The 22397-nt window shown below is 73.8% G+C and carries 19 protein-coding genes; 11 read left to right on the top strand and 8 right to left on the bottom strand.

The window, feature by feature from the left end:
- Positions 1-34: 34 nt before the first annotated feature.
- The 5 genes from UIS43_RS01575 to UIS43_RS01595 all read left to right on the top strand — a co-directional run bounded on the left by UIS43_RS01575 (position 35) and on the right by UIS43_RS01595 (position 5584).
- Positions 35-721 carry an SDR family oxidoreductase gene (locus UIS43_RS01575; RefSeq protein WP_370012219.1) on the top strand — a complete coding sequence of 229 codons (687 nt, stop codon included), beginning with the start codon at positions 35-37 and terminating at the stop codon, positions 719-721.
- A 240-nt stretch (positions 722-961) separates the two neighbouring features.
- Complete coding sequence (locus tag UIS43_RS01580) at positions 962-1954, top strand: UDP-glucuronic acid decarboxylase family protein (protein WP_013152613.1); 993 nt, start codon at positions 962-964, stop codon at positions 1952-1954.
- Positions 1955-2107: 153 nt separating this feature from the next.
- Entirely contained in the window at positions 2108-2983 is an 876-nt protein-coding gene (locus UIS43_RS01585; protein ID WP_013152614.1) for a glycosyltransferase family 2 protein, read from the top strand.
- Positions 2980-3879, top strand: a complete 900-nt coding sequence (locus tag UIS43_RS01590) for a glycosyltransferase family 2 protein (RefSeq protein ID WP_013152615.1) — start codon at positions 2980-2982, stop codon at positions 3877-3879. The genes UIS43_RS01585 and UIS43_RS01590 overlap by 4 nt, the downstream gene beginning before the upstream one ends.
- A gap of 490 nt (positions 3880-4369) precedes the next feature.
- On the top strand, positions 4370-5584 hold the full coding sequence (locus UIS43_RS01595; RefSeq protein WP_370012221.1) for an MFS transporter: 1215 nt from the start codon (positions 4370-4372) through the stop codon (positions 5582-5584).
- Between the two features lie 180 nt (positions 5585-5764).
- Here the strand turns inward: UIS43_RS01595 and UIS43_RS01600 are convergent, their stop codons facing one another.
- The gene (locus UIS43_RS01600; RefSeq protein ID WP_370012222.1) at positions 5765-6295 is read right to left on the bottom strand and encodes a DinB family protein; all 531 of its coding nucleotides are present in this window, start codon (positions 6293-6295) and stop codon (positions 5765-5767) included.
- 228 nt (positions 6296-6523) lie between these two features.
- Between UIS43_RS01600 and UIS43_RS01605 the strand changes: the two genes are divergently transcribed.
- Both UIS43_RS01605 and UIS43_RS01610 read left to right on the top strand, forming a co-directional pair.
- Positions 6524-7297 carry a MerR family transcriptional regulator gene (locus UIS43_RS01605; protein ID WP_370012223.1) on the top strand — a complete coding sequence of 258 codons (774 nt, stop codon included), beginning with the start codon at positions 6524-6526 and terminating at the stop codon, positions 7295-7297.
- Positions 7294-7656 carry a hypothetical protein gene (locus UIS43_RS01610; protein ID WP_019610028.1) on the top strand — a complete coding sequence of 121 codons (363 nt, stop codon included), beginning with the start codon at positions 7294-7296 and terminating at the stop codon, positions 7654-7656. Before UIS43_RS01605 ends, UIS43_RS01610 begins: the two co-directional genes overlap by 4 nt.
- Before the next feature lie 87 nt (positions 7657-7743).
- Here UIS43_RS01610 and UIS43_RS01615 read toward each other — a convergent pair whose 3' ends face one another.
- Entirely contained in the window at positions 7744-9540 is a 1797-nt protein-coding gene (locus tag UIS43_RS01615; protein ID WP_370012225.1) for an acyl-CoA dehydrogenase, read from the bottom strand.
- 135 nt (positions 9541-9675) lie between these two features.
- Here UIS43_RS01615 and aroQ point away from each other — a divergent pair, with 135 nt between their 5' ends.
- Positions 9676-10161 (top strand): type II 3-dehydroquinate dehydratase, encoded by a 486-nt coding sequence (gene aroQ / locus UIS43_RS01620; protein WP_071621877.1) that lies wholly within the window; start codon positions 9676-9678, stop codon positions 10159-10161.
- 218 nt (positions 10162-10379) lie between these two features.
- Here the strand turns inward: aroQ and UIS43_RS01625 are convergent, their stop codons facing one another.
- A complete protein-coding gene (locus UIS43_RS01625; RefSeq protein ID WP_013152620.1) occupies positions 10380-11015 on the bottom strand; it encodes a histidine phosphatase family protein in 636 nt (211 codons plus the stop codon).
- Positions 11016-11216: 201 nt separating this feature from the next.
- On the opposite strand from UIS43_RS01625, the gene UIS43_RS01630 reads away from it, so the two are divergent.
- Positions 11217-12005, top strand: a complete 789-nt coding sequence (locus UIS43_RS01630; protein ID WP_370012226.1) for an SAM-dependent methyltransferase — start codon at positions 11217-11219, stop codon at positions 12003-12005.
- A gap of 138 nt (positions 12006-12143) precedes the next feature.
- Here UIS43_RS01630 and UIS43_RS01635 read toward each other — a convergent pair whose 3' ends face one another.
- Positions 12144-14459 carry an FdhF/YdeP family oxidoreductase gene (locus UIS43_RS01635; RefSeq protein ID WP_013152622.1) on the bottom strand — a complete coding sequence of 772 codons (2316 nt, stop codon included), beginning with the start codon at positions 14457-14459 and terminating at the stop codon, positions 12144-12146.
- Positions 14460-14613: 154 nt separating this feature from the next.
- Positions 14614-15324 carry a hypothetical protein gene (locus tag UIS43_RS01640; protein ID WP_013152623.1) on the bottom strand — a complete coding sequence of 237 codons (711 nt, stop codon included), beginning with the start codon at positions 15322-15324 and terminating at the stop codon, positions 14614-14616.
- 345 nt (positions 15325-15669) lie between these two features.
- Between UIS43_RS01640 and UIS43_RS01645 the strand changes: the two genes are divergently transcribed.
- On the top strand, positions 15670-17493 hold the full coding sequence (locus UIS43_RS01645) for a SpoIIE family protein phosphatase (RefSeq protein WP_013152624.1): 1824 nt from the start codon (positions 15670-15672) through the stop codon (positions 17491-17493).
- A gap of 241 nt (positions 17494-17734) precedes the next feature.
- Positions 17735-18919 (top strand): alcohol dehydrogenase catalytic domain-containing protein, encoded by a 1185-nt coding sequence (locus UIS43_RS01650; protein ID WP_013152625.1) that lies wholly within the window; start codon positions 17735-17737, stop codon positions 18917-18919.
- 75 nt (positions 18920-18994) lie between these two features.
- Here UIS43_RS01650 and UIS43_RS01655 read toward each other — a convergent pair whose 3' ends face one another.
- The 3 genes from UIS43_RS01655 to UIS43_RS01665 form a co-directional block, all read right to left on the bottom strand.
- Positions 18995-19864: a family 16 glycosylhydrolase gene (locus UIS43_RS01655; protein ID WP_013152626.1), complete on the bottom strand. Its 870-nt coding sequence runs from the start codon at positions 19862-19864 to the stop codon at positions 18995-18997.
- Positions 19865-20401: 537 nt separating this feature from the next.
- Positions 20402-21406, bottom strand: a complete 1005-nt coding sequence (locus tag UIS43_RS01660) for an iron-siderophore ABC transporter substrate-binding protein (RefSeq protein ID WP_370012229.1) — start codon at positions 21404-21406, stop codon at positions 20402-20404.
- A 195-nt stretch (positions 21407-21601) separates the two neighbouring features.
- On the bottom strand, positions 21602-22381 hold the full coding sequence (locus UIS43_RS01665; RefSeq protein ID WP_370013215.1) for a siderophore-interacting protein: 780 nt from the start codon (positions 22379-22381) through the stop codon (positions 21602-21604).
- Positions 22382-22397: the final 16 nt, after the last annotated feature.

Here is a 22397-nt window from a genome sequence, read left to right on the forward strand (position 1 = left end):
AGCGACGAACGACGACGGAGAACGAGGGAGACAGATGCGTCCACTCGGAAACACGCTGATCACCGGAGGGTCCTCGGGCCTGGGAGCGGCCACCGCGCGGGCCGTGGCCGACGGGGGCGGCCACCCGATCATCCTGGACCGGCAGCACCCCGGCAACAACCTGTCCTTCTACCAGGTGGACCTGGCCGACCGCGAGGCGGTCGAGCGCGCCGTACAGCAGGTCAGCGTCCAGCACGGCCGCATCGACGCCCTGGTCAACGCGGGCGGGACCGACGCCTGCGGCACGCTTACCGACGTGTCCGCCGAGGACTGGGAGCGGGTCATCCAGGTCAACCTCATCGGCACCGCCGCCGTGACCCGCGCCGCCCTGCCGCACCTGCGCGCCTCCCGGGGCACGGTGGTCAACTGCGCCTCCACGCTCGGCCTGCGCGCGCTCAGCGACGCCACGGCCTACTGCGCCTCCAAGTTCGGGGTCGTGGGCTTCACCCGGGCGCTGGCCGCCGAACTCGCCGGACAGGTCGGGGTGACGCTCCTGGTCCCCGGGGGCATGAGCACCTCCTTCTTCGACGACCGCCCCGACCAGTACAAGCCGGGACCGGACGCCAAGCTCAACGCGCCCGAGGACGTGGCCCGCGCGGTGGTGTTCGCGCTGAGCCAGCCGCCCGGCTGCGAGGTGCGCGAGATGGTGATCTGCCCCTCGCAGGAGACGTCCTGGCCCTGACCGGTGTCTTTCGGGGCCTCCGCTTCGCTTCGGCCCGCGTTCGGGCGCCCGAAGCACGGGAACCTTCGGTGTCTCCGGTGAGACGGCTCGTTCCTCGCGGTCTCACCTGCGGCACCTCCAGAACCCCGTGGGCGCCCGAACCACCCCCCTCACGCCAAGACTCCGTTCACAAGACAGGCCCCAGGGGCCACAGAACAGCACCCAGGTAAGCGGTGAGACCATCCGAGGAGGTGGGCGACGATGCGCGAGCACGCGTCGAGAGGTAGGGCCCTGGTCACCGGTGGCGCCGGGTTTCTCGGCTCCCATCTGTGCGAACGGCTGCTGGAGAGGGGCACACGCGTGGTGTGCCTGGACAACTTCGCCACCGGCCGGGCGCAGAACGTGGCGCACCTGGCCGGGCACCCCTGGTTCGAGCTGATGGAGGCCGACCTCACCGAACCGTTCACGCTGGAGGAACCCGTGGACACGGTGTTCCACCTGGCCTCGGCCGCGTCCCCGCCGGACTACCTGCGCCTGCCGGTGGAGACGCTGGAGGTGGGCAGCCTGGGCACCCGCAACGCGCTGGAGTGCGCCGAGCGCCACGGCGCCCGCCTGGTCCTGGCCTCCACCAGCGAGGTGTACGGCGACCCGCTGGAGTACCCGCAGCGCGAGACCTACTGGGGCAACGTCAACCCGGTCGGCCCGCGCAGCGTCTACGACGAGGCCAAGCGCTACGCCGAGTCGCTGACCATGGCCCACCACCGCGCCCGCGGGGCCGACGTGGGCATCGCCCGCATCTTCAACTGCTACGGGCCGCGCATGCGCGCCGACGACGGCCGCATGGTGCCCACCTTCGTCAACCAGGCGCTGGAGGGCAGGCCGCTGACGGTGGCGGGCGACGGCCACCAGACGCGGTCGCTGTGCTACGTGGACGACACCGTGCGGGGCCTGATCGCCCTGGCCGACAGCGAGACGACGGGGCCGGTCAACATCGGCAGCGACGAGGAGCTGTCCGTGCTGAACCTGGCACGCGTCGTCCTCGGCGTCACCGGGACCCGGTCGGAGATCACCTTCGTCGAACGCCCCGAGGACGACCCGCACTTCCGGCGCCCCGACATCCGCCTGGCCGAGCAGGCCCTGGGCTGGAGGCCGCGCGTCCGCCTGGACGAGGGGCTGCGCCGTACCGTCGCCTACTTCGTGGACCAGCGCGACCGCTACGAGGACCTGCCCGAGGGGACCGCGCCCGCCAACTGAGGGCCGGACCGGAAACGGTACCGGTGTGACGCCAGAGGTCCCGGTTCGCGGTGCCCTCGTACTCGTGGCGAGTCCGGAGCGCCGGACCCCGCCACGAGTACGGAACCGCGGCGAAGGCGCGGATCGGGACACGAGAGGGGAGAGAGGGCCAGCGTGGGGAATCCGGAGCGCTCACGGGTCACCGTGGTGGTGGCCACCCGCGACCGGCGCGAGGAGCTGCTGCGCACGCTGGGGCACCTGGAACTGCTGGAGCCCCGCCCGCCCGTGGTGGTCGTGGACAACGCCTCCACCGACGGCACCGCCGAGGCCGTGCGCGAGGGGTTCCCCGACGTCGAACTCGTGCGCCAGGACCGCAACACCGGCTGCGTCGCCCGCAACACCGGGGTGGCGCGCGCCCGGACGCCCTACGTCGCCTTCTGCGACGACGACTCCTGGTGGGCGCCGGGGGCGCTGGAGGCGGCGGCCGACGCCCTGGACGCCCACCCGCGCCTGGGGCTGGTCGCCGCGTCGGTGTTCGTCGGCGAGGAGGGGCGGCCCGACCCGCTCAACGGGGCGCTGGCCCACAGCCCGCTCCCGGACGGCGACGGCCTGCCCGGCCCGCGGATCCTCGGGTTCCTGGCCTGCGCCGCCGTGGTGCGGCGCGCGGCGTTCACGGAGGCGGGCGGCTTCAGCCACCTGCTGTTCTTCGCCGGGGAGGAGGCACTCCTGGCCCAGGACCTGGCGGCCTCGGGGTGGGAGCTGTGCCACCTGGAGCACGTGCGCGTGCACCACCACCCGTCCTCGGCGCGTCCGCCCGGCCTGTGGCGGCGCACGCTGGAGGAGCGCAACGCCCTGCTGACGGTCTGGCTGCGCCGCCGCCCCGGCCTGGCCCTGGCGCGCACGGCCCGGCTGGCCGGGCGCTCGCTGCGCGACCCCGTCTCGCGCGGCGCCCTGACCGGGGCGCTGCGGGTCCTGCCCGCGGTGCTGGCCCGGCGCCGTCCGGTGCCCGCGCACGTGGAACGGGACCTGGCCCTGTTGGAGGAGGCATGAACCGGAGCGCGCGCGTGGGCGTCGTGGTCATCACCCGCGACCGCCGGGAGGAACTGCTGCGCACCCTGGACCGGCTGGCGGACCTGCCGGGGCCGCCGCCGACCGTCGTCGTGGACAACGCCTCGCGCGACGGCACGGCCGCGGCCGTCGCCGAACGCCACCGGTGGGTGCGGCTCGTCCGGGCGGGGGCCAACCTGGGCTCGGTGGGCCGCAACGTCGGGGTGGAGGCCCTGGACACGCCCTACGTCGCCTTCTGCGACGACGACACCTGGTGGGAACCGGGCTCCCTGGAGCGGGCCGCCGACCTGTTGGACGCCCATCCCGGGCTGGGTTCGGTGACGGCGCGGCTGATCGTGGAGCCCGGGGGCGGGGAGGACCCCCTCACCCCGGAGCTGCGCCACTCGCCGGTGCCCGGGCCGGACTGGCTGCCGGGTCCCGCCCTGCTCGGGGTGCTCGCCGGGGTCACCGTGTTCCGCGTCCGCGCCTTCTGGCAGACGGGGGGCTTCTCCCGGCGCCTGTGGATGGGCGGGGAGGAGGAGCTGCTGGCGCTGGACCTGGCCGCCGCCGGGTGGTGGATGTGCTGGGACGAGGACACGGTCGCCCACCACGCCGCCTCGCCGGTGCGCGACCCCACCCGGCGGCGGCGCCTGGGCATCCGCAACACCCTGTGGACCGCGTGGCTGCGGCGCCCGGTGGACGGGGCGTGGCGGCACACGTGGTCGGTGCTGCGGTCGGTGCCGCGCGACCTGTCGAGCGCGATGGCCGTCGCCGAGGCGCTCGGGGGGCTGCCCTGGGTGCTGAGGGAACGCGCGCCGGTCCCGCCGGGTGTGGAGCGCGGGCTGCGCACCCTGGAGGCGCCCCGCAGGGAGTCCCGGGCGCGGCGCTACGTGGGCTGAGGCGTCCGGGGCGCGGGTCGCCCGGGATGTGGGCTGCCCGGAACGCGGGACGCCCGGGCTGCCACGGCCGTGAGCCGCTCGGGACGTGAGTTGTCCGGGGCGTGAGCCGTCGGGGACGCGAGCCGTCCGGGTCCCTGGCACGGAGCCGCTTAGGGGACGCCCGGAACGGCTCCGGGTTCCGGGTGGACGCCTGCCCGCGATCCCGGGGGCGGCGCTCGTCCGGGGGCGGCGCCGTCCTCTCCGTGTGTGGTGGGGGGACTGGTCCCCATTCCGGGGGACAAAAGCTGGAATTCCAGGTAAGCGACAGATAGCCATTCGGTGAATACTCGGTGTAGTGGCGCGGGTATGTACACGAACGTGTCACCTGTCCGTTCGATCCCTGGGTCTGCCCCTCCCAGGGCGAGGAGTCCCCCGTGCAAGCGCAACGGAACCCTGTCCCCGTTCCCCCGCTTCCCCCGAACACCCGACCGGCACCGCGCGGGCGGCGCGCATGACACACCGACCCCTCCGCGCGTCGGGCCGGGCCCCCTCCGGCACGGACGCGCGCAGGGCGTTGGCCGCCCTGTGCGTCACCGTCACCGCCAGCCAGGGAGTGCTGTTCTACGCCTTCCCCGTGCTGGCGCCCGCCATCGCCGAGGACACCGGCTGGTCCCTGCCCGCCGTCATCGCCCTGTTCTCCGGGTCCCAGGTCGTGGCCGGACTGGGCGGGCCCCTGGTGGCCCGCTGGCTGCGCGTGCGCGGCCCCCGGCCGGTGATGACCGCGGCGGCCCTGCTGGGCGCGGTCGCCGTCGCCGGACTGGCCCTGGCCCCGAACCTGTGGTTCTTCGGCGCGGCCTGGCAGGTGGCCGGAGTCGCCGTGGCCGGGCTCTCCTACCCGCCCGCCTTCGCCGCCCTGACCCGCTGGTACGGGCCGGGCAGGGTCCGGGCGCTCACCGCCCTCACCCTGGTCGGCGGGCTGGCCAGCACCGTCTTCGCCCCGCTGACCGCCGCCCTGGAGGCGCAGGTCGGCTGGCGCGGCGCCTACCTCGCCCTCGCCCTGGTCCTGGCCCTGGTGGTGCTGCCGCTGCACGCCCTGGCCCTGACCCCGCCCTGGACTCCCGGCGGCACCGCCGACCGGGCCGGGCACCGCCGGGCGGTGCGCGGGGTGGTCCGCAGCGGTGCGTTCTGGGCGCTGACCACGGCGCTCGCCCTGGGCACCCTCACTGTGTACGCGGTCGTGGTCGGTGTCGTCCCGCTCATGGAGGGGCGCGGGTTCGGCACCGCCGAGGCCGCCTGGACGCTCAGCGCCGTGGGCGTGGGCCAGGTGCTGGGCCGCCTCGTCTACGCCCCGTTGGCGCGGTACAGCGGGGCGGTGCACCGGATCGCCGCGGCGCTCCTGGCCTGCGCCGGGGCGACCGGCCTGATCTCCTTGGTCAGCGGGCCGCTGTGGCTGGTCATGACCGCGGCGGCGCTGGTGGGCGCCGCGCGGGGCGTGCTCACCCTGCTCCAGGCCACGGCCGTGGCGGACCGCTGGGGGGAGGAGCACTACACCACGCTCAACGGCATCATGCACACCCCGCTCATGCTCACGATGGCCCTGGCGCCGGGGGCGTGCGCGCTGCTGGCCGGGCCCCTGGGCGGCTACCCGGCGGTGTTCCTGCTGCTGGCGGCCCTGTCGGTGCTCGGCGCCCTGGTCGCGCTGGCCAGCGGTCCGGCCCGCCGTTAGCGCTGTGACCGGCGGGGTCCTCCGGGGCGCGCCCCGGAGGCGATCCCGCTCCCCGCGGCACCCCCGACGGCCCGCGGTGCCGCCGGGAGCGGGAGCACCGGCGAGGAACCGCACACGTCACACCGGACACGTTCTCGGCCCGCCGTGATGAGCGCCCCGCCCACCCGTCCTCGGCGGGTGTCAGACCTCGGACGCCGACGCGACCCGCAGCAGCCGCAGCTGCCCGAGCTCGGCCACGTTCTTCATCAGCTCGCCGTTGACCCAGGCGGCCGTGTGCTCGACCGACAGCCCGGAGTCCGGCGGCCAGGGGAACGCGGCGGGGCCGTCCAGGTCCGGGCCGGTGAGCCCCTCCAGCACCTCCAGCCACTGCGTCCGCAGTGCGCGCAGCCAGTCGGCCGCCTCCTCCGGGCCCGGCCAGTGGACCTCCTCGCGCCCGCGCGGAACGCGCCCCCGCAGGTGGTCCAGGGCCGTGGACCACCACCAGCCGATGTGCCAGGTGACCCAGGCCGCGGTGGGGACGGGCACGGGGTCGGGTTCGGTGTCCGCCCAGTCGGGCACCCAGCGGCCCCCGCCGTCCCGGCGCACCGTCCAGCACAGGGGGCCGGGCTCCCAGAGCAGGTCGCCGGGCTCCAGGCGCTCCAGGTGGTACTCGAACAGGGACCAGGTGAAGTCGAACTGCCAGCGAAGCAGCGCGCGACGAGGATCGGACATGGGCCCAGCCTGGCACAGGGCCCCGCCCGCGCCGAAGCGGTTTTCCCGCGTCTGCCTCCACACGGGGCGGGCTGGACCACACGGCCCGCTGGTCCCCGCGTCCGGGTTTTCCCGCGTCCGCGCGGGCGCGGGAAAACCCGGACGAGAACGTGTTGCGGTTGACGTAGCGTCAACGCCTAACGTCGTTCCCCGGGCCGGAGGGACCGGCCCGACGAGGGAGAGACCGCGATGTCCTGGTCGATGGGAGAGGTGTGCCGTATGAGCGGCGTCACCTCCCGCACCCTGCGGCACTACCACCGGATCGGCCTGCTGGAGCCCGAGCGGATCGGCCCTGGCGGGATCCGCCACTACGGGCACGGCCAGCTGCTGCGCCTCCAGCACATCCTGGTGATGCGCGAGCTGGGCATGGGGCTGTCGGACATCGCCCGCGTGCTGGACGAGCGCGGGGATCGGACCGGGGCGCTGCGCGACCACCTGCGCGCCCTGCTGGTCGAGCGGGACCGCGTCGACACCCTCGTCGCCACCGTGCGTCGTACCGTCGACGCATTGGAGGAGGCAGACGCCATGAAGGCCGTACACCACCCCGAGGACCTGTTCGCCGGGTTCGACACGTCCGACTACAGCGAGCGCGCCCGCGTCGAGTGGCCGCACACGTGGGAGCGGGCGCGGCGGACCACGGAGGGGATGACCGAGGACGACCGGGAGCGGTACCGCGACGAGGCCGCGGACCAGCTGCGGCGCATGGCCGCCCACCTGGTCGCGGGCATCCCGCCCGACGACCCGGCGGTCCAGGCCGAGGTGCACGTCCACTACCTGGTGGTGAGTCGGATGTGGGCGTGGACGCCCGACGCGGGCGCGTTCGAGAACCTGGGCCGGAGCTACGCCGAGGAGGGACCCTGGCGCGAGGTCTACGAGGGCTGTGCCCCGGGACTGGCCGACTACCAGCACGAGGCCATGGCGTTCTACGCACGCCAGCGGCTCGACCGGAAGGAGGAAGCGTGATCCCCGAGGACTGGCCGGTGCACCGCCGCGACGAGGACGGCGAGGTGCTCGGCTACCTCGAACCCGCGGGGGAGGGGCGCTACCGCCCCGTCACCCCCTTCGGCCGTCCGCTCGACGGTCCCGGTGACGAGGACTCCGCCCGCGCCGTCCTGGACGCCTGGGGACTGTCCTACCTGGCCGACCCCTGGCTGCTCAGCCTTCCCGGGCGGGAGGAGCCGATCAGGGTGCGGATCGTGGAGGTCAGCCCCGAGCGCGTGCGGGTGGCCAACATCGACCACGGCTACGAGGAGGCCGACCTGGGCCGCGTCTTCGTCCTGGACGTGCCCGAGACCGAACGCCTTTGCCCGGTCGGGGGCTGAACGGCGCAGTCCTTCCTTCGTTGGGGCGTTCCGCGTCCGGGGGCCGGGAGGCCGGGGCATACGCGCCCCGGCCTCCCCCGCCGCCCCTCAGAGGACGTCGGGCGAGACGTCCAGCACCGTGCGGTCGCGCGAGGCCACCAGGTCGAACTGCGGCCCGGTGCGCGGCAGCTCGTGCCGGAAGAAGTACGCCGCCGCGGCGCGCTTGCCCTCGTAGAAGCCGCCCTCGCGCCCGTGCGCGGCCACCAGCTGCTCCAGCCACATCCAGGCGACCACCACGTGTCCCACCGCCTCCAGGTAGGGGGTGGCGTTGGCCAGCGCCACCGCCGGGTCTCCCTCGGCCCAGGCCTCGGCGGCCGTCTCCGCGGTCCGGTCCAGGGCCTCCGACAGCAGCGCCGCGTACTCGGCCTCGCGCCCGCCCAGCTCCCGGGCCCGGTCCGCGGTGGCGCGCGCGGTCTCCACCAGCAGCGACAGTCGGGAGCCGCCGTCGAGCACGGCCTTGCGGCCCAGCAGGTCCAGGGCCTGGACGCCGTGGGTCCCCTCGTGGATCGGGTTGAGCCGGTTGTCCCGGTAGTGCTGCTCCACGTCGTACTCGCGCGTGTACCCGTACCCGCCGTGCACCTGGATGGCCAGGCTGTTGGCCTCCACGCACCACTGGGAGGGCCAGCTCTTGGCGATCGGCGTGAGCACGTCCAGCAGCAGGTGGGCCCGCTCGCGCGCCTTGTCGTCCTCGGCACTCGCGGTCTCGTCCACCAGCCGGGCGCAGTACAGCACCAGGGCGAGCGCGCCCTCGACGTAGCTCTTCTGGGCGAGCAGCATCCGGCGCACGTCGGTGTGCTCGACGATGGGGACCTGCGGCCGCCCGGGGTCCTTGTCGCCCAGCGGGCGGCCCTGGAGGCGTTCGCGGGCGTAGGCCAGCGACTTGAGGTAGCCGGTGTAGCCGACGGCGGCGGCGCCCGCGCCCACCCCGATCCGGGCCCCGTTCATCATGTGGAACATGTACTTCAGCCCCTGGTGGGGCTCGCCGACCAGGTAGCCCACCGCGCCCGGCCGCCCGCCGGGGGTGTGGCGGCCCTCGCCGAAGTTGAGCAGCGCGTTGACGGTGCCCCGGTAGCCCATCTTGTGGTTGAGCCCGGCGGGCACGACGTCGTTGCGCTCGCCGATCGTCCCGTCGGCCTCCAGCAGGTACTTGGGCACGGCGAACAGGGAGATGCCCCGGACCCCGGGCGGACCGCCGGGGATCTTGGCCAGCACCAGGTGCACGATGTTCTCGGTCAGCTCGTGGTCGCCCGCAGAGATCCACATCTTGTTGCCGAACAGCCGGTAGCCGCCCTCCCCGTCCTCCTCGGCGCGGGTGGTGATGTCGGCCAGAGAGCTGCCCGCCTGCGGCTCGGACAGGCACATGGTCCCGGTGAAGCGCCCCTCCACCATGGGGCGCACCCAGGTGTCGACCTGCTCGGGGGTGCCGTGCGCCAGGAGCAGGCGCGCGTTGCCCGAGGTGAGGAAGGGGTAGGCCGAGGTGCCCAGGTTGGCGGCCTGGAAGTAGGCGCCGCACGCGCTGGAGACCACGTGCGGGACCTGGGCGCCGCCCACGGAGGCGGGCATCCCGGCGGCGCTCAGCCCGGTCTCGGCGTAGACCTCCAGGGCCCTCCCCACCTCGGGGATGACGTGGACGCGCTCGCCGTCGAAGCGGGGCTCGTTGGCGTCGTTGGTTTTGTTGTGCGGCGCGAAGTGGTCGGTGGCCACGCGTTCGGCCAGCTCCAGCGCGGCGTCGAGGGTCTCGCGCGAGTGGTCGGCGTAGTGGGGGCGTCTGGTGAGCGCCTCGGTGTCGAGCCACTCGTAGAGCAGGAAGTGCAGGTCGCGCGTGGACAGCAGGGTGGACGCCACGGGTCGCCTCCTCGGAATCATGGACCGACTGGTCGGTATGCTACCCCGTCCGCGGGACTCCGGGGCGACCGGGGCCACGGCGCCGCCCGGGCCCTAAGCTTGCTGCCACCGACCCGAGAAGGAGCGCTGACCCGCATGTCCGCTGTGTCCGACCCCTCCCGCACCGTCCTGCTGCTCAACGGCCCCAACCTCAACCTGCTGGGCACCCGCGACCCCGGGCAGTACGGCACCACCACCCTGGCGGAGGTCGAACGGCGGGTGGTCTCCCTCGGCGAGGAGCTGGGCGTGCGGGTGGTGTGCGCGCAGAGCAACAGCGAGGGCGTGATGGTGGACCGGATCCACGCCGCCCGCGACTGGGCCGGGGTGGTGCTCAACCCCGGCGCCTACGCGCACTACGGCATCGCGCTGCGCGACGCGATCGACGCGGTCGAGGCGCCCGTGGTGGAGGTGCACATCTCCAACGTCTACGCGCGCGAGGAGTTCCGGCACACCTCGGTGACCGCGCCGGTGGCCGCGGGCTACGTCGCCGGGTGCGGGGTCTTCGGCTACGAACTGGCCCTGCGCGCGGTGCTGCGGCGCGATGCCGAGCGCCGGGAGGCGGACGGCGCCCAGGCGGGGTGAGCCGGGCGGCAGGACCGCGCCCGGCCCCTCGGGGGCGTCCTCCGCGGACCGATCGGACCAGGGGTCCGCGGGGCTGTGTGCGCTCCGGCCCCGACCCGCGAGGGCGCGGGCCGGGCCGGAGCCGGGAAGCCGGGGGCCGCACGCGGTCGCACCGGCCGCCCAGGGGGCGGTACCAACCGGTCGGTTTGCACCGGGCGCGCGTCGGGCCGCACGTGCGTTCAGCGGTAGGTCATCAGCGCGGGACCGCCCTGTTCCAGGTGGGCGTGGTCGTTGAAGGACAGCAGTCGGGTGCCGCCCCGGCCGTGCAGCAGCTTGCTCACCGAACCGTTGACCACCACGCGGTTCAGGGCCAGGAACCCGGCGGGCGCCGTGCCCAGCAGGGTCGAGCACACCGTCGCGATCACCCCGGCGGAGGTGAAGACCAGCGCGGTCTCCCCCCTGCCCAGTCCGGCGACCAGGTCGTCCAGCGCCTGCCGGACCCCGCTCCGGAAGCCCTCCCAGGTGCCCGGACCGCTGCCCCCGGCCTCGATCCACGAGGACAGGGAGGCGTCGAGCCGCTCCTGGAGCGAGCCGGTCGCGCCCGGGTGGGCGCCCAGAAGGCCGAGGTGGTCGTACTCGTTCCACCGCTCGTCGCCGACCGGCTCCAGGTCCAGGCCCGCCTCGGCCAGGGCCGCGGCCGCCGTCTGGCGCTGGCGGCGCAGTGCGCCGGTCACCACGCGGCCGACGCGGGGGCCGCGCCGCCGGAGTTCGGCGCCCAGCAGGCGCGCCTGCTCGTAGCCGGTCGGGCTCAACTCGTCGTAGTCCTCCGCCTCGGGGGAGGCCTTCCCGTGGCGGATCAGATAGATCGCTGGCATCGCACCAGGGTACGAGCGGCCCCGCTGACGCCCCCACGCCGGGGGAGGCGATCGGAGGGACGGGCGAAGGCGCTGACGGGGTCCGGGAACGGGCGCCCGTCGTTCGGGAACGCCCGCGCACACGGCGTTTTCGCTTGCGTCACGCTTTCCGCGAGCAGGACAATACGGGCGCGAACCGCGCTTCCGGTGAGAGGGCACACCATGACGGACACACCCCCCATCGACACCACCGGGGCACACTCCGCCCGGGTGTGGAACTACTGGCTGGGGGGCAAGGACAACTACCCGGCCGACCGCGAGGTCGGCGACTACGTGTTCCAGGCCTACCCGGAGATGGTCACCGCGGCCCGCGCCGACCGGGAGTTCCTCATCCGCGCGGTCACCCACCTGGCCCGGGAGGAGGGCGTCCGCCAGTTCCTGGACGTGGGCACCGGGCTGCCCACGCACGACAACACCCACGAGGTCGCCCAGGCCGCCGCCCCCGACGCCCGGGTGGTCTACGTGGACAACGACCCGCTGGTGCTCACGCACGCCCGCGCGCTGCTGGTCGGAGAGGGGGCGGGGAAGGTCCACTACGTCGACGCCAACCTGCACGAGCCCGAGCAGGTCCTCAAGGCGGCCGCCGCCCACCTGGACTTCGGCCGGCCCATCGCGCTCACCATCCTGGGCACCATGGGGCACACCCCCGACAACGCCCGGGCCTACGCCACCGTGCGCGCCTACGTGGACGCGCTGCCCCCGGGCAGCTTCCTGGCCCTGTGCGACGGGACCGACACCAGCGAACCGATGATCGAGGCGTCCCGGCGCTGGAACGAGACCGCGCCCCTGCCCTACCACCTGCGCAGCCCCGAGGAGATCGCGGGCTTCTTCGACGGGCTCGACCTGCTGGAGCCCGGCGTGGTCCCGGCGCCCTTCTGGCGGCCCGACGCCGCGGAGGTGGGCGAGATCGTCGCGGCCGACCAGTACTGCGGCGTCGCCCGCAAGGCCTGACGGTCCGCCGGGCCCCGGGGAGCGCGCCCCGGAGCCCGGACGACCCGCCGGGCCCCGGCGGGCTGACCGGAGGGGTCGCCGGTGTGGCGCGTGGGGCCCGGCGAAGGGACGGATCGGGGCGCCGTTCCGGTCACGGGGTCAAACGGCCCCGGAGTCGGGTTCGAAGCGCACCACCACCGACTTCGACGTCGGCGTGTTGCTCACCTCGGCCGTGGAGTCCAGCGGCACCAGCACGTTCGTCTCCGGGAAGTAGGAGGCCGCGCACCCGCGCGCGGTCGGGTAGTGCACCACCCGGAAGTGCGCCGCGCGCCGCTCCCTGCCGTCGTGCCACTCGCTCACGAGGTCGGTGTAGGCGCCGTCGGCCAGCCCCAGCTCCCGCGCGTCCTCGGGGTTGACCAGCACGACCCGGCGGCCGTCCTTGATGCCCCGGTACCGGTCGTCGAGGCCGTAGACCGTGGTGTTGTACTGGTCGTGCGAGCGCAGCGTCTGCAACAGCAGCCGCCCCTCGGGCACCTCCGGCGCGTACGTGCCGTTCACCGTGAAGTTGGCCAGCCCGGTCGCGGTGGGGAAGCGCCGGTCGTCGCGCGGGGCGTGCGGCAGGGTGAACCCGCCGGGCCTGCGCGCGCGGGCGTTGAAGTCCTCGAACCCCGGCACCACCGCGGCCACGTGCTCGCGCACCCGGTCGTAGTCGGTCAGCTCCGACCACGCCACCGGGAAGTCGCCGAGCACCCGTTCGGCCAGGTCGCAGACGATGTCCACCTCCGAGCGCATGCCCGGCGACAGCGGGGCCAGCACGCCGTGGGAGGCGTGCACCTTGCCCATGGAGTCCTCCACCGTCACCCACCGCGGCTCGCCGTCGCGCAGGTCGCGGTCGCTGCGCCCCAGGGCGGGCAGGATCAGCGCCCGCGTCCCCGTCACCACGTGCGAGCGGTTCAGCTTGGTGGACACGTGCACCGTCAACCCCACCCGGCGCATGGCGTCCTCGGTCACCAGCGTGTCCGGGGTGGCCGCGACGAAGTTGCCGCCCATCGCGAAGAACACCCGCACGTCACCGCGCGCCATGGCGCGGATGGCGTTGACGGTGTCGTACCCGTGCTCACGCGGCGGCGCGAAGCCGAACTCGGCGCCCAGGGCGTCCAGGAACTCCTCGGCCGGGCGCTCGAAGATCCCCATCGTGCGGTCGCCCTGCACGTTGGAGTGGCCGCGCACCGGGCACACGCCCGCGCCCGGGCGGCCCACGTTGCCGCGCAGCAGCAGGAAGTTGACCACCTCGCGGATGGTGGGCACCGAGTGCCGGTGCTGGGTCAGCCCCATCGCCCAGCACACCACGATGCGCTCGGAGGAGGTGACCATCGCGAAGATCCGCTCGATCAGCTCCCGCTCCAGGCCGGTGTCGCGCTCGGTGCGCGCCCAGAACTCCTCGTCCGGCTCGGCCAGCAGCGCCTTGGCGAACTGCTCGAACCCGTGGGTGTGGGAGGAGACGAACTCCCGGTCCAGGGCCGGCTCACCGCGCTCGTCGGCCTCCAGCAGCAGGCGGTTGAGGGCGGAGAACAGGGCGAGGTCGCCGCCCAGCCGCACCTGTGCGAACAGGTCGGTCAGCTCGGTGCCGCGCCCCAGCAGGCCGCCCGCGCGCTGGGGGTTGCGGAACTCGCGCATCCCCGCCTCGGGCAGCGGGTTGACGGTGACGATCCGCGTCCCGGACTTCTTGGCCCGCTCCAGGGCGGTGAGCATGCGGGGGTGGTTGGTGCCGGGGTTCTGCCCGGCCACGATGATGAGGTCGGCCTCGCGCAGGTCCTCCAGGGACACGCTGCCCTTGCCCACGCCGAGGGTCTCGGTCAGGGCCGAACCGGACGACTCGTGGCACATGTTGGAGCAGTCGGGCATGTTGTTCGTCCCGAGGGCGCGGGCGAACAGCTGGTAGCAGAACGCCGCCTCGTTGCTGGTGCGTCCGGAGGTGTAGAACACCGCCTGGTCCGGGGAGTCCAGCGCCCGCAGGTCCTCGGCGACCAGGTCCAGCGCGCGCTCCCAGCTGACCGGCTCGTAGTGGGTGGCGCCCTCGGCCAGGTACAGCGGCTCGGAGAGGCGGCCCTGCTGCCCCAGCCAGTACCCGGACCGCCCGGCCAGCTCGGAGACCGGGTGCTCGGCGAAGAACTCCCCGGTCAGAGCCGTGGCCGTGGCCTCCTCCGCGACGGCCTTGGCGCCGTTCTCGCAGAACTCGGCCCGGTGCCTCTTGTCCCCCTCGGGCCAGGCGCAACCGGGGCAGTCGAAGCCGCGTTTCTGGTTGATCGCGAGCATGGCGGGCAGTCCGCGCCGCACGCCGGTGTGCTCGTTGAGGTGCCGGAGGCTGTTGAGCACGGCGGGGAGTCCGGCCGCGCTGCTCTTGGGCGGGCTGATCCGCGGGGAGTCCTGGGCGGGGTCTGCGTTGTCCGAGTGCTGGTGTCTCACACTGCGCATTCTGGCACTGACCATCCGATGGTGGGACGTCCGGGTGAGCGTCACCGGCCCGGGCGGGGCGCGGAGCGCACGGAGGCCTTCCCGCGCGGGGCGTCGCGCACCGCCCGCCGGAACCGCCGCAGGTCCGCGGGATGACCCCCGGGACCGGCACGCGTCACGACTCGTCGGGATATCCGATGAGCCGCCGTACGGCGGTCGGAGGCCCGTGCGCGCCGGAGGCGGGGTCGAAGACCAGGTCGTCGCGGAAACAGAAGTACAGCCGCTGCCAGATCCCCCACGCGCGGGCCCTGAGGGGCGCGTCCCGCTTCCTGCGCGCTTCGGTGCTCTGGACGTCCCGCAGGACCAGCGCGGTTCCCGCTCCGATCACCAGTGTCCACACGACCATGCCGAACACGAAGGAGGCGAACTGCTCCACTCCTCCGAGCAGGCTCAGGGCGCCGTTGGCCACCAGGCCCACGAGGAGGAGGACCGCGGCGGACGCGATGAGCGCTCTTCTCCACTCCCAACCCAGCAGCCAGCGCAGAACCAGACCGGTGGCCACCGCCGGTACGGCGCCGAAGACACCGAACTGGATCACCAGCGGGGCGGCGAGCACGAGTAGGGCGATTCCGATCCACCGGGCGAGCCCGGGCGCCGTTCCGGGCGGCGCGGGGAAGCTCAGTTGCGCCGCCAGGGTGCTCTGGGAGTGGGAGGTGGAGGAGTGCCGGGCCCGGGCGATCGTCGTTTCGCCGCGCAGCCACGACCATTCGTCATCCCCGCGGACCGTCGATGATCCGGCGCTCCGCGTGGTCGTCGTGCCCTCACGGACCACGGCGGACACCTTGACCGTCCGATCCTGCCGTGAGCACACCGGGCAGTTCGCCACCGGCCGCCTTCCTCCCGCGTCCCCGTGCCATCAGACCTCCAGCCGAGGTTAACCGTTGGCGGGGCACCGCGGAAAGGCTTTTCCTCCCGGTTCCGGGGCCCGGCCGGGCCCCTCCCGCGGGTCCGCCGCGGTGTTCGCGGGCGCCCCCTCGGGCGGTGGATGACATGCCGCCGACTCCGCAATGCGCTCCCCGGGCCGCCTCGCGGGGCAGACTGACGGCGCCGGTCATCAGGAGAAACGTGGGTAAGCGAACCGCATGGGTGTCTTCGATCGCAGCCTTCGGACGGCCCCGGCGGGGCCGCGGCCAACTCCCGCGCGGCGGCGCGGCAACCGGAGGGCGGCGCGATGAGCGACGACGGCTGGCCGCTGGAGACCGGCCTGCTGCGCGCGGTGTTCGACAGCGTGGGCGCGGGGATGTTCGTCATCGACACCACCGGCCGGATCACCGCCGCCAACCCCTACGCGCAGCACATCCTCGGCCGGCCCAGGGAGCGGATGCTGGGCCTGGACCTGCACGATCTGCTGCACCGCGACGCGGAGGGGGAGAGGAGCTCCAGGGAGGACTGCCGCGTCCTGGCCGTGCTCGCCAGCGGCCACCCGGCCGAGGGGAGCAGCGAGTCCTTCCTGCGCGGGGACGGCACGCTCGTGCCCATCATCTGGGCGACCACCCCGCTCCAGCACGAGGGACGCCTGGAGGGCGCGGTCATCGTCTTCCACGACTTCCGGGCGCACCGCGACGCCGCCGAGCAGACCGCGGCGCACCTGGCGGCCCTGGAGGAGCTCACCGGCCGGTTGAGCCTGGTCGCGGAGATCTCCGTGGTCCTGGTCTCCACCCTGGACGTGCCCGAGATGCTGGACAGGCTGGTCCGGCTGCTGGTGCCGGAACTGGGGGACTGGGCGGTGGTCGACATGGTCACCGACGGGCGCACCAAGGAGGTGGAGCGCGTCGCCGTGCACGCCCTCGGCGACCAGGACACGGCCGAGGCGCTCAAGGGCACGCTGCCGCCGCTGTCCTCCGACGCCCACGCGGCGCTGATGCGCGCCCTGTACAGCACCCAGCCCGTCCTGTTCGTCGCCGGTGACCTCGCCCGTGAACCGGACGAACCGCTCGCCCGGGCGCACCGGCGGCTGTTCGACCGCCTGGGCGGGCACTCCGCGGTGGTGGTGCCGCTGCACACCCGCAGGCAGGTCTTCGGGGCGCTGACCGTGGCCCGCACCGGGGAGCGGCCCGCCTACACCGACGCCGAGATCCTCGTGCTGGGGGACGTGGCCCGGCGCGCCGGTCTGGTGATGGAGAGCGCCCAGCTCTTCGCGCAGCAGCGCCACGTCGCCGAGACCATGCAGCGCCAGCTCCTGACCCCCCTGCCGCAGGTCGACCACCTGCGCTTCGCCGCCCGCTACCAGCCCGCGCAGCAGGCCGCCGAGATCGGCGGGGACTGGTACGACGCCTTCCTGCTCGCCGACGGCGTCATGACCATGGTCATCGGCGACGTGGTCGGCCACGACCTCCAGGCCGCCGCGCACATGGCCGAGGTCCGCAACATGCTGCGCGCCCTGGCGTGGGACCGCCAGGAACCGCCCAGCCTGATCATGCGGCGGCTGGACGAGGCCATGACCAACACCAGCGACGCCCCCATGGCCACCGCCGTCTTCGCCCGTATCGAGGGCCCCGAGGGCGGGCCCTGGTGTCTGCACTGGGTCAACGCCGGACACCCCCCGCCGCTGCTCGTCACCGCCGACGGCCGCACCCGCTACCTGGAGGACGGCCACGGACCCCTGCTGGGCATGAGCGCCGCCCTGCACCTGGGACTGGACTGGCCCGACGCCCGCGAGGAGATCCCCGCGGAGTCCACCCTGCTGCTGTACACCGACGGCCTCGTCGAGAGCCGCGACCACCCCATCGACACGGGCCTGGCCAACCTGCGCCGCCACGCCGCCGCCCTGGCCCGCCGCGACGTCGAGGACTTCTGCGACGAACTCCTCGCCCGCATCTCCCCCCGCGGTGACGACGTCGCCCTGCTCGCCCTGCGCATCCCGGCGGCGGGAGAGGGGGCGGGCGAGGACACCGCGCCGCCCCAGCACGCGCACAGCCCCGCCGCGCCCGACCGCGGGGCGCCCGGCGCGGCAGTCGAGGACAGCCCGGTCAGGGACACCTCCGAGCGGGGGTGAGCGGGAGCGGACCCGGGCGGGGTACGGGCCCGGTGCTCGGACCCGGAGCGCCGGTCCACGGCGCCTCGGTCCGGTGCGCCGACCGGCTCCAGACCGCACGCCGGGCCCACAGCGGACCGGTTCCGGGGCGCCAGCGACTCCCGTTTCCGCCGACACGGGCCGGGTAGTGGCCGAGGGCAGCCCAGGGGGCCGTGCGCTCCCCAGGCGACGACCGCCACCGTCGTGAGACCAGGGGGAACCAATGAAGGCAGTGGTGTGGAACGGGACCAGGAACGTCGACACCGTGACCGTTCCCGATCCGCGGATCGAGGAGCCCGGTGACGCCCTCGTCCGGATCACCAGTTCGGGCCTGTGCGGATCCGACCTGCACCTGTACGAGGTGCTCGGGCCGTTCATGACCCCGGGGGACATCCTCGGACACGAACCCATGGGCGTGGTCGAGGAGGTCGGTTCCGGCGTCACCTCCCTCACCCCCGGCCAGCGGGTCGTCATCCCCTTCCAGATCTCCTGCGGGCACTGCCTCATGTGCGACACCGGCCTCCAGAGCCAGTGCGAGAACACCCAGGTCGAGGAGCAGGGCATGGGCGCCGCGCTCTTCGGCTACAGCAAGCTCTACGGCTCGGTGCCCGGAGCGCAGGCCGAGTACCTGCGGGTTCCGCGCGCCGAGACCACCGCGGTCCCGGTGCCCGACCAGGGCCCCGACGACCGCTACCTGTTCCTGTCCGACGTGCTGCCGACCGCCTGGCAGGCCGTCCGCTACGCCGACGTCCCCGAGGGCGGGTCGGTGGCCGTCCTGGGGCTGGGGCCGATCGGCGACATGTGCTGCCGGGTCGCCCGCCACCTGGGCGCGGGCCGGGTGTTCGGCGTGGACCCGGTGCCGGAGCGGCGCGCCCGCGCCGCCGCCCGGGACGTGGAGGTGTTCGACTCCTCCAAGGGCACCGACGACGTGGTCCAGGAGATCCGCGACCGTACGGACGGGCGCGGCCCGGACGCGGTCATCGACGCGGTCGGCATGGAGGCGGCCGGGCACGGCTCGGCCAAGTTCGCGCAGCGCGTGGCCAACCTCATGCCCCGGGGCGTGGCGGCCAAGATGATGGAGACGGCCGGGGTGGACCGGCTGACCGCCCTGCACACCGCCATCGACCTGGTGCGGCGCGGCGGGACCGTCTCCCTGATCGGGGTGTACGGCGGCATGGCCGACCCGATGCCGATGCTCACGCTCTTCGACAAGCAGATCCAGCTGCGGATGGGGCAGGCCAACGTGCGCCGGTGGGTGCCGGAGATCCTGCCGCTGCTGGAGGGGTCCGACCCGCTGGGGGTGGACGACTTCGCCACCCACCACGTGGGCCTGGACGCGGCCTCGCTGGCCTACGAGAAGTTCCAGAAGAAGCAGGACGGCGTGTTCAAGGTCGTCTTCCGGCCCTGACCCGCCGGAGGCGGGCGCCCCGGGCCGGGGGGATCCGGCCCGGGGCGCCGTTCTGTTCGCCTCCGCCCGTCCGGACTAGTTCTCGTAGACCCGGACGTAGTCGACGACCATCTGCTGGGGGAACTGGGTGGTGCCGTCGGGGTAGCCGGGCCAGTCACCGCCCACGGCGATGTTGAGGATCATGAAGAAGGGCTGGTCGTAGACCCACGGGTTGCCGCCCACGTCGGCGCTGGTGAGGGTGTGGTAGGCGTTGCCGTCCACGGACCAGGTGATGGAGCCGGGGCTCCAGTCGACGGCGAAGGTGTGGAAGTCGTCGGCGAAGGACCAGCCCTGCGGGTGCGTGTAGGAGGAGCCGATGCCGTTCGCGCCCGAGTAGCCGGGCCCGTGCACGGTGCCGTGCACCATGTGCGGCTCGTACCCGACGTTCTCCATGATGTCGATCTCGCCGGAGTCGGGCCAGGGGGTGTCGGGGAAGCCGGCGCCGAGCATCCAGAAGGCGGGCCAGATGCCCTGGCCGCGGGGGATCTTGATGCGGGCCTCGATGCGGCCGTAGGCGTGTTCGACCTTGTTCTGGGTGGTCATACGGGCCGAGGTGTAGGAACCGTCCGCCTCCTGGCGGGCGGTGATGACGAGGTTGCCCTGGCCGTCGAGGGCGGAGTTGGCGCGGCTGTCGGTGTAGTTCTGGAGTTCGTTGTTGCCCCAGCCGTGGGCGCCGGTCTCGTGGTTCCAGTTGGCGGGGTCGGGGGCGCTTCCGGCGGCGCCGTCGAACTCGTCGGACCAGACGACGTCCCCGGGCGCGGCGCTGAGTTCGGCGTTGGCCTCGTCCACGTCGGCTCCGGTCCACTGCGGTGCGGTGAGGATCGCCGCGGCCAGCGCGGCGGAGGCGGTCACCGCCGTGGCGACGGTGGCGGTGCGGCGGGTACTGCGGCGGGCGCTCTTGGTCATGGCGTACTCCGGTGAGCGGGGGGACGGGCGAGCCCGGCGCCGCGACGCGTGCGAAATAGCGGGTCCCGCACGTGCCGCGAGGGGCTTGCCCGCGTGGGCGGACGCCCACTGAACAAGCGTTAAGTGACTGTACGTACGCGACCGCTCGCGGACAAGGGGGGTCGTGCGAAAAAGTTGGGATCGCTCCCATGGGGCTGGGGTGAAACGTGTGGTCTGTGTGCTTTTGGGGTGGTGTGGTCTTCGCAGGAGAGGACCTGTGGGGCGCGCCGTGTCCCGGCGCCTGAGTCCCAAGCCCTCGTGCTTACGGGGTCGGGCCGGATTCGGGTCACGCGCCACACGGCGGTCGGCCCACGTCCTCGTGCTCGCGGAGACAGGTGTTTCGGGCGTCCCTGCCCAGGCGCTCCGGACGCCCGTGCCCCCGCGTTCCTGCGCGGGCCGCCGGGACGAAAGCGCGAGCCGCGCGACCGTCGGCCTTCGGGCCCCGACGACGACGGGCCCCGCGGAGCGCGCGCTCCACGGGGCCCGGCAGGCGGGGCGTCAGCCGTTCAGGGTCTCCTGGAGCAGCGGGACCAGCTCGTCCAGCGCGTGGGAGATGCCCGGGTACGAACCGCTGGAGAAGGCGTTGGCCAGCTCCGGGTCGTCCAGGATGACCAGTCGGCCGTCCTCGGCGGAGGGGATGCCCTGGAGCACCGGGTCCTCGCGCAGGTGGTCCGCCGTGCCGCCGATGGGGAACATGACCGTCAGGTCCGCGTCCAGGACCTCCAGCCGCTCCGGGCTCAGGTCGACGTAGAAGGCGCCGTCGGCCATCTCCTCGACCTCGGGCTCGTACTGGAAGCCCAGCTCCTGGAGCAGGTCCACCCGGGAGTCGCCGGGCACGTAGGCGCCGTACTGGCCGTCGAAGTAGGCCCCCACGGTCAGGGTCATGTCGGCGAACTCGGGGTTCTCCTCGCGGATCCGGGCGAAGCGGCCCTCCAGCTCCTCGATGAGCTCCTCGGCGCGCTCCTGCTCGCCGACCACCTGGGCGACCTGTCGGGTCTGCTGCTGCCAGGTGGTGCCGTAGGTGACCTCCACCCCGGGCGGCGGGCCGACCACGGGGGCCACCGGAGAGAGCGTGTCGTAGCGCTCCTGGCTGTTGTCGGAGCGGGTGTCGAGGATGACGTCGGGCTCCAGGGAGGCGATCGCCTCCAGGTTCGGCTCCATGGTGCCGAGCTGGACCGGCTCCTCCTCGAACATGTCGGCCGCCCACGGGCCCACGCCCGTGCCGCCGTAGGCCTGCCAGTCGGCCACGCCGACCGGCTGCACGCCCAGCGCCAGCGCGGTCTCGGCGTCGGACCAGCCCATGGCGACGACGTTGGTCGGCTTGTCCGCGATCTCCACGTCGCCGAAGAGGGTCTCGATGGTGACCGGGTACCCCTCGGCGACCTCGCCGTCCGAGCCGCCCTCCTCGGAGCCGGAGGTCTGGCCGCCGCAGGCGGCGAGCAGCAGGAGGGAGAGCGCGCCGGCGGCGATCGCGCCGCCGCGGGTCAGCGGACCGGGGTTCATGGGGCCTCATTCGGTCGAGTGGATGAGCTTAGCCTTGCCTAAGCAAGGTTATGGTGCTGGAGGCGTCCGTTTTGCGCAAGCCCGTGGTGGGAGGGCGTGGAAAACCGCGTATGCCGGTGAAGCCCGTTGTGCACGGTCGTCGGCGGGGCCGCGCGGCGCTCCTCGCGGGCCGGTGCCGTGTCGAGGGTCACACCGTCACGAGTAGGCCGCCACGCCGTGGCGCCAGTAGCCGATGAAGGCGATGTCGTCCTTGGGAACGCCGTGTTGGCGGACGAGGGTGCGGCGCAGTTCGGTGGGGAGGGCGTTCTCTCCGGCGACGAAGCAGTAGGGGCGTCCTGGGGGGAACTCGGCGGTGCGTACGGTTTTCAGGGCGAGTCGTCCGGGGACGGTGTGGGGGTCGGTGCGGGCGAGCCAGTGCACGTCGACTCCGGGCGGGGCCTGGACGGGGCGTACGTCTTCGGGGCAGGGGACTTCGAGGTAGGCCTGTCCGCGCAGGTGGGCGGGGGCCTGTTCGAGGATGGAGAGCAGGGCGGGCACGGCGCTCTCGTCGCCGACGAGCAGGTGCCAGTCGGCCTCCTCCGGCGGCAGGTAGTAGATCCCCTCGGCGTACAGGCCCAGTTCGTCGCCGGGCCGCGCGGCCAGCGCCCACGCCGACGCCGGGCCCTCGTCCCCGTGCGCGACGAACTCGATGTCCAGCTCCAGCGCCTCGGCGTCGAAGCGGCGGACGGTGTAGTTGCGCACGTGCGGGCGCACGTCGTCGGGCATGGCGCGGAACGCGGCCACCCACCCGTTGCCGTCGCCGCCGCTGTCGGCGACGGGCAGGTGCAGCCTCTCCTGGCCCGGCCGGGCGAAGAGGATCCGCGTGCACTGGTCCAGGCCCAGGAACTCGAACCCGGTCAGCTCCTCGCCGGTGAGCGTCACGGTGAGGAAGTGCTCGCTGGTCCGCTCGGTGCGCGCCACCCGGGTGCGGATCATGCTGCGGTGGCTCGGA

It is taken from the genome of Nocardiopsis sp. LDBS0036, from assembly GCF_041228755.1.
Lineage (GTDB): Bacteria > Actinomycetota > Actinomycetes > Streptosporangiales > Streptosporangiaceae > Nocardiopsis > Nocardiopsis dassonvillei.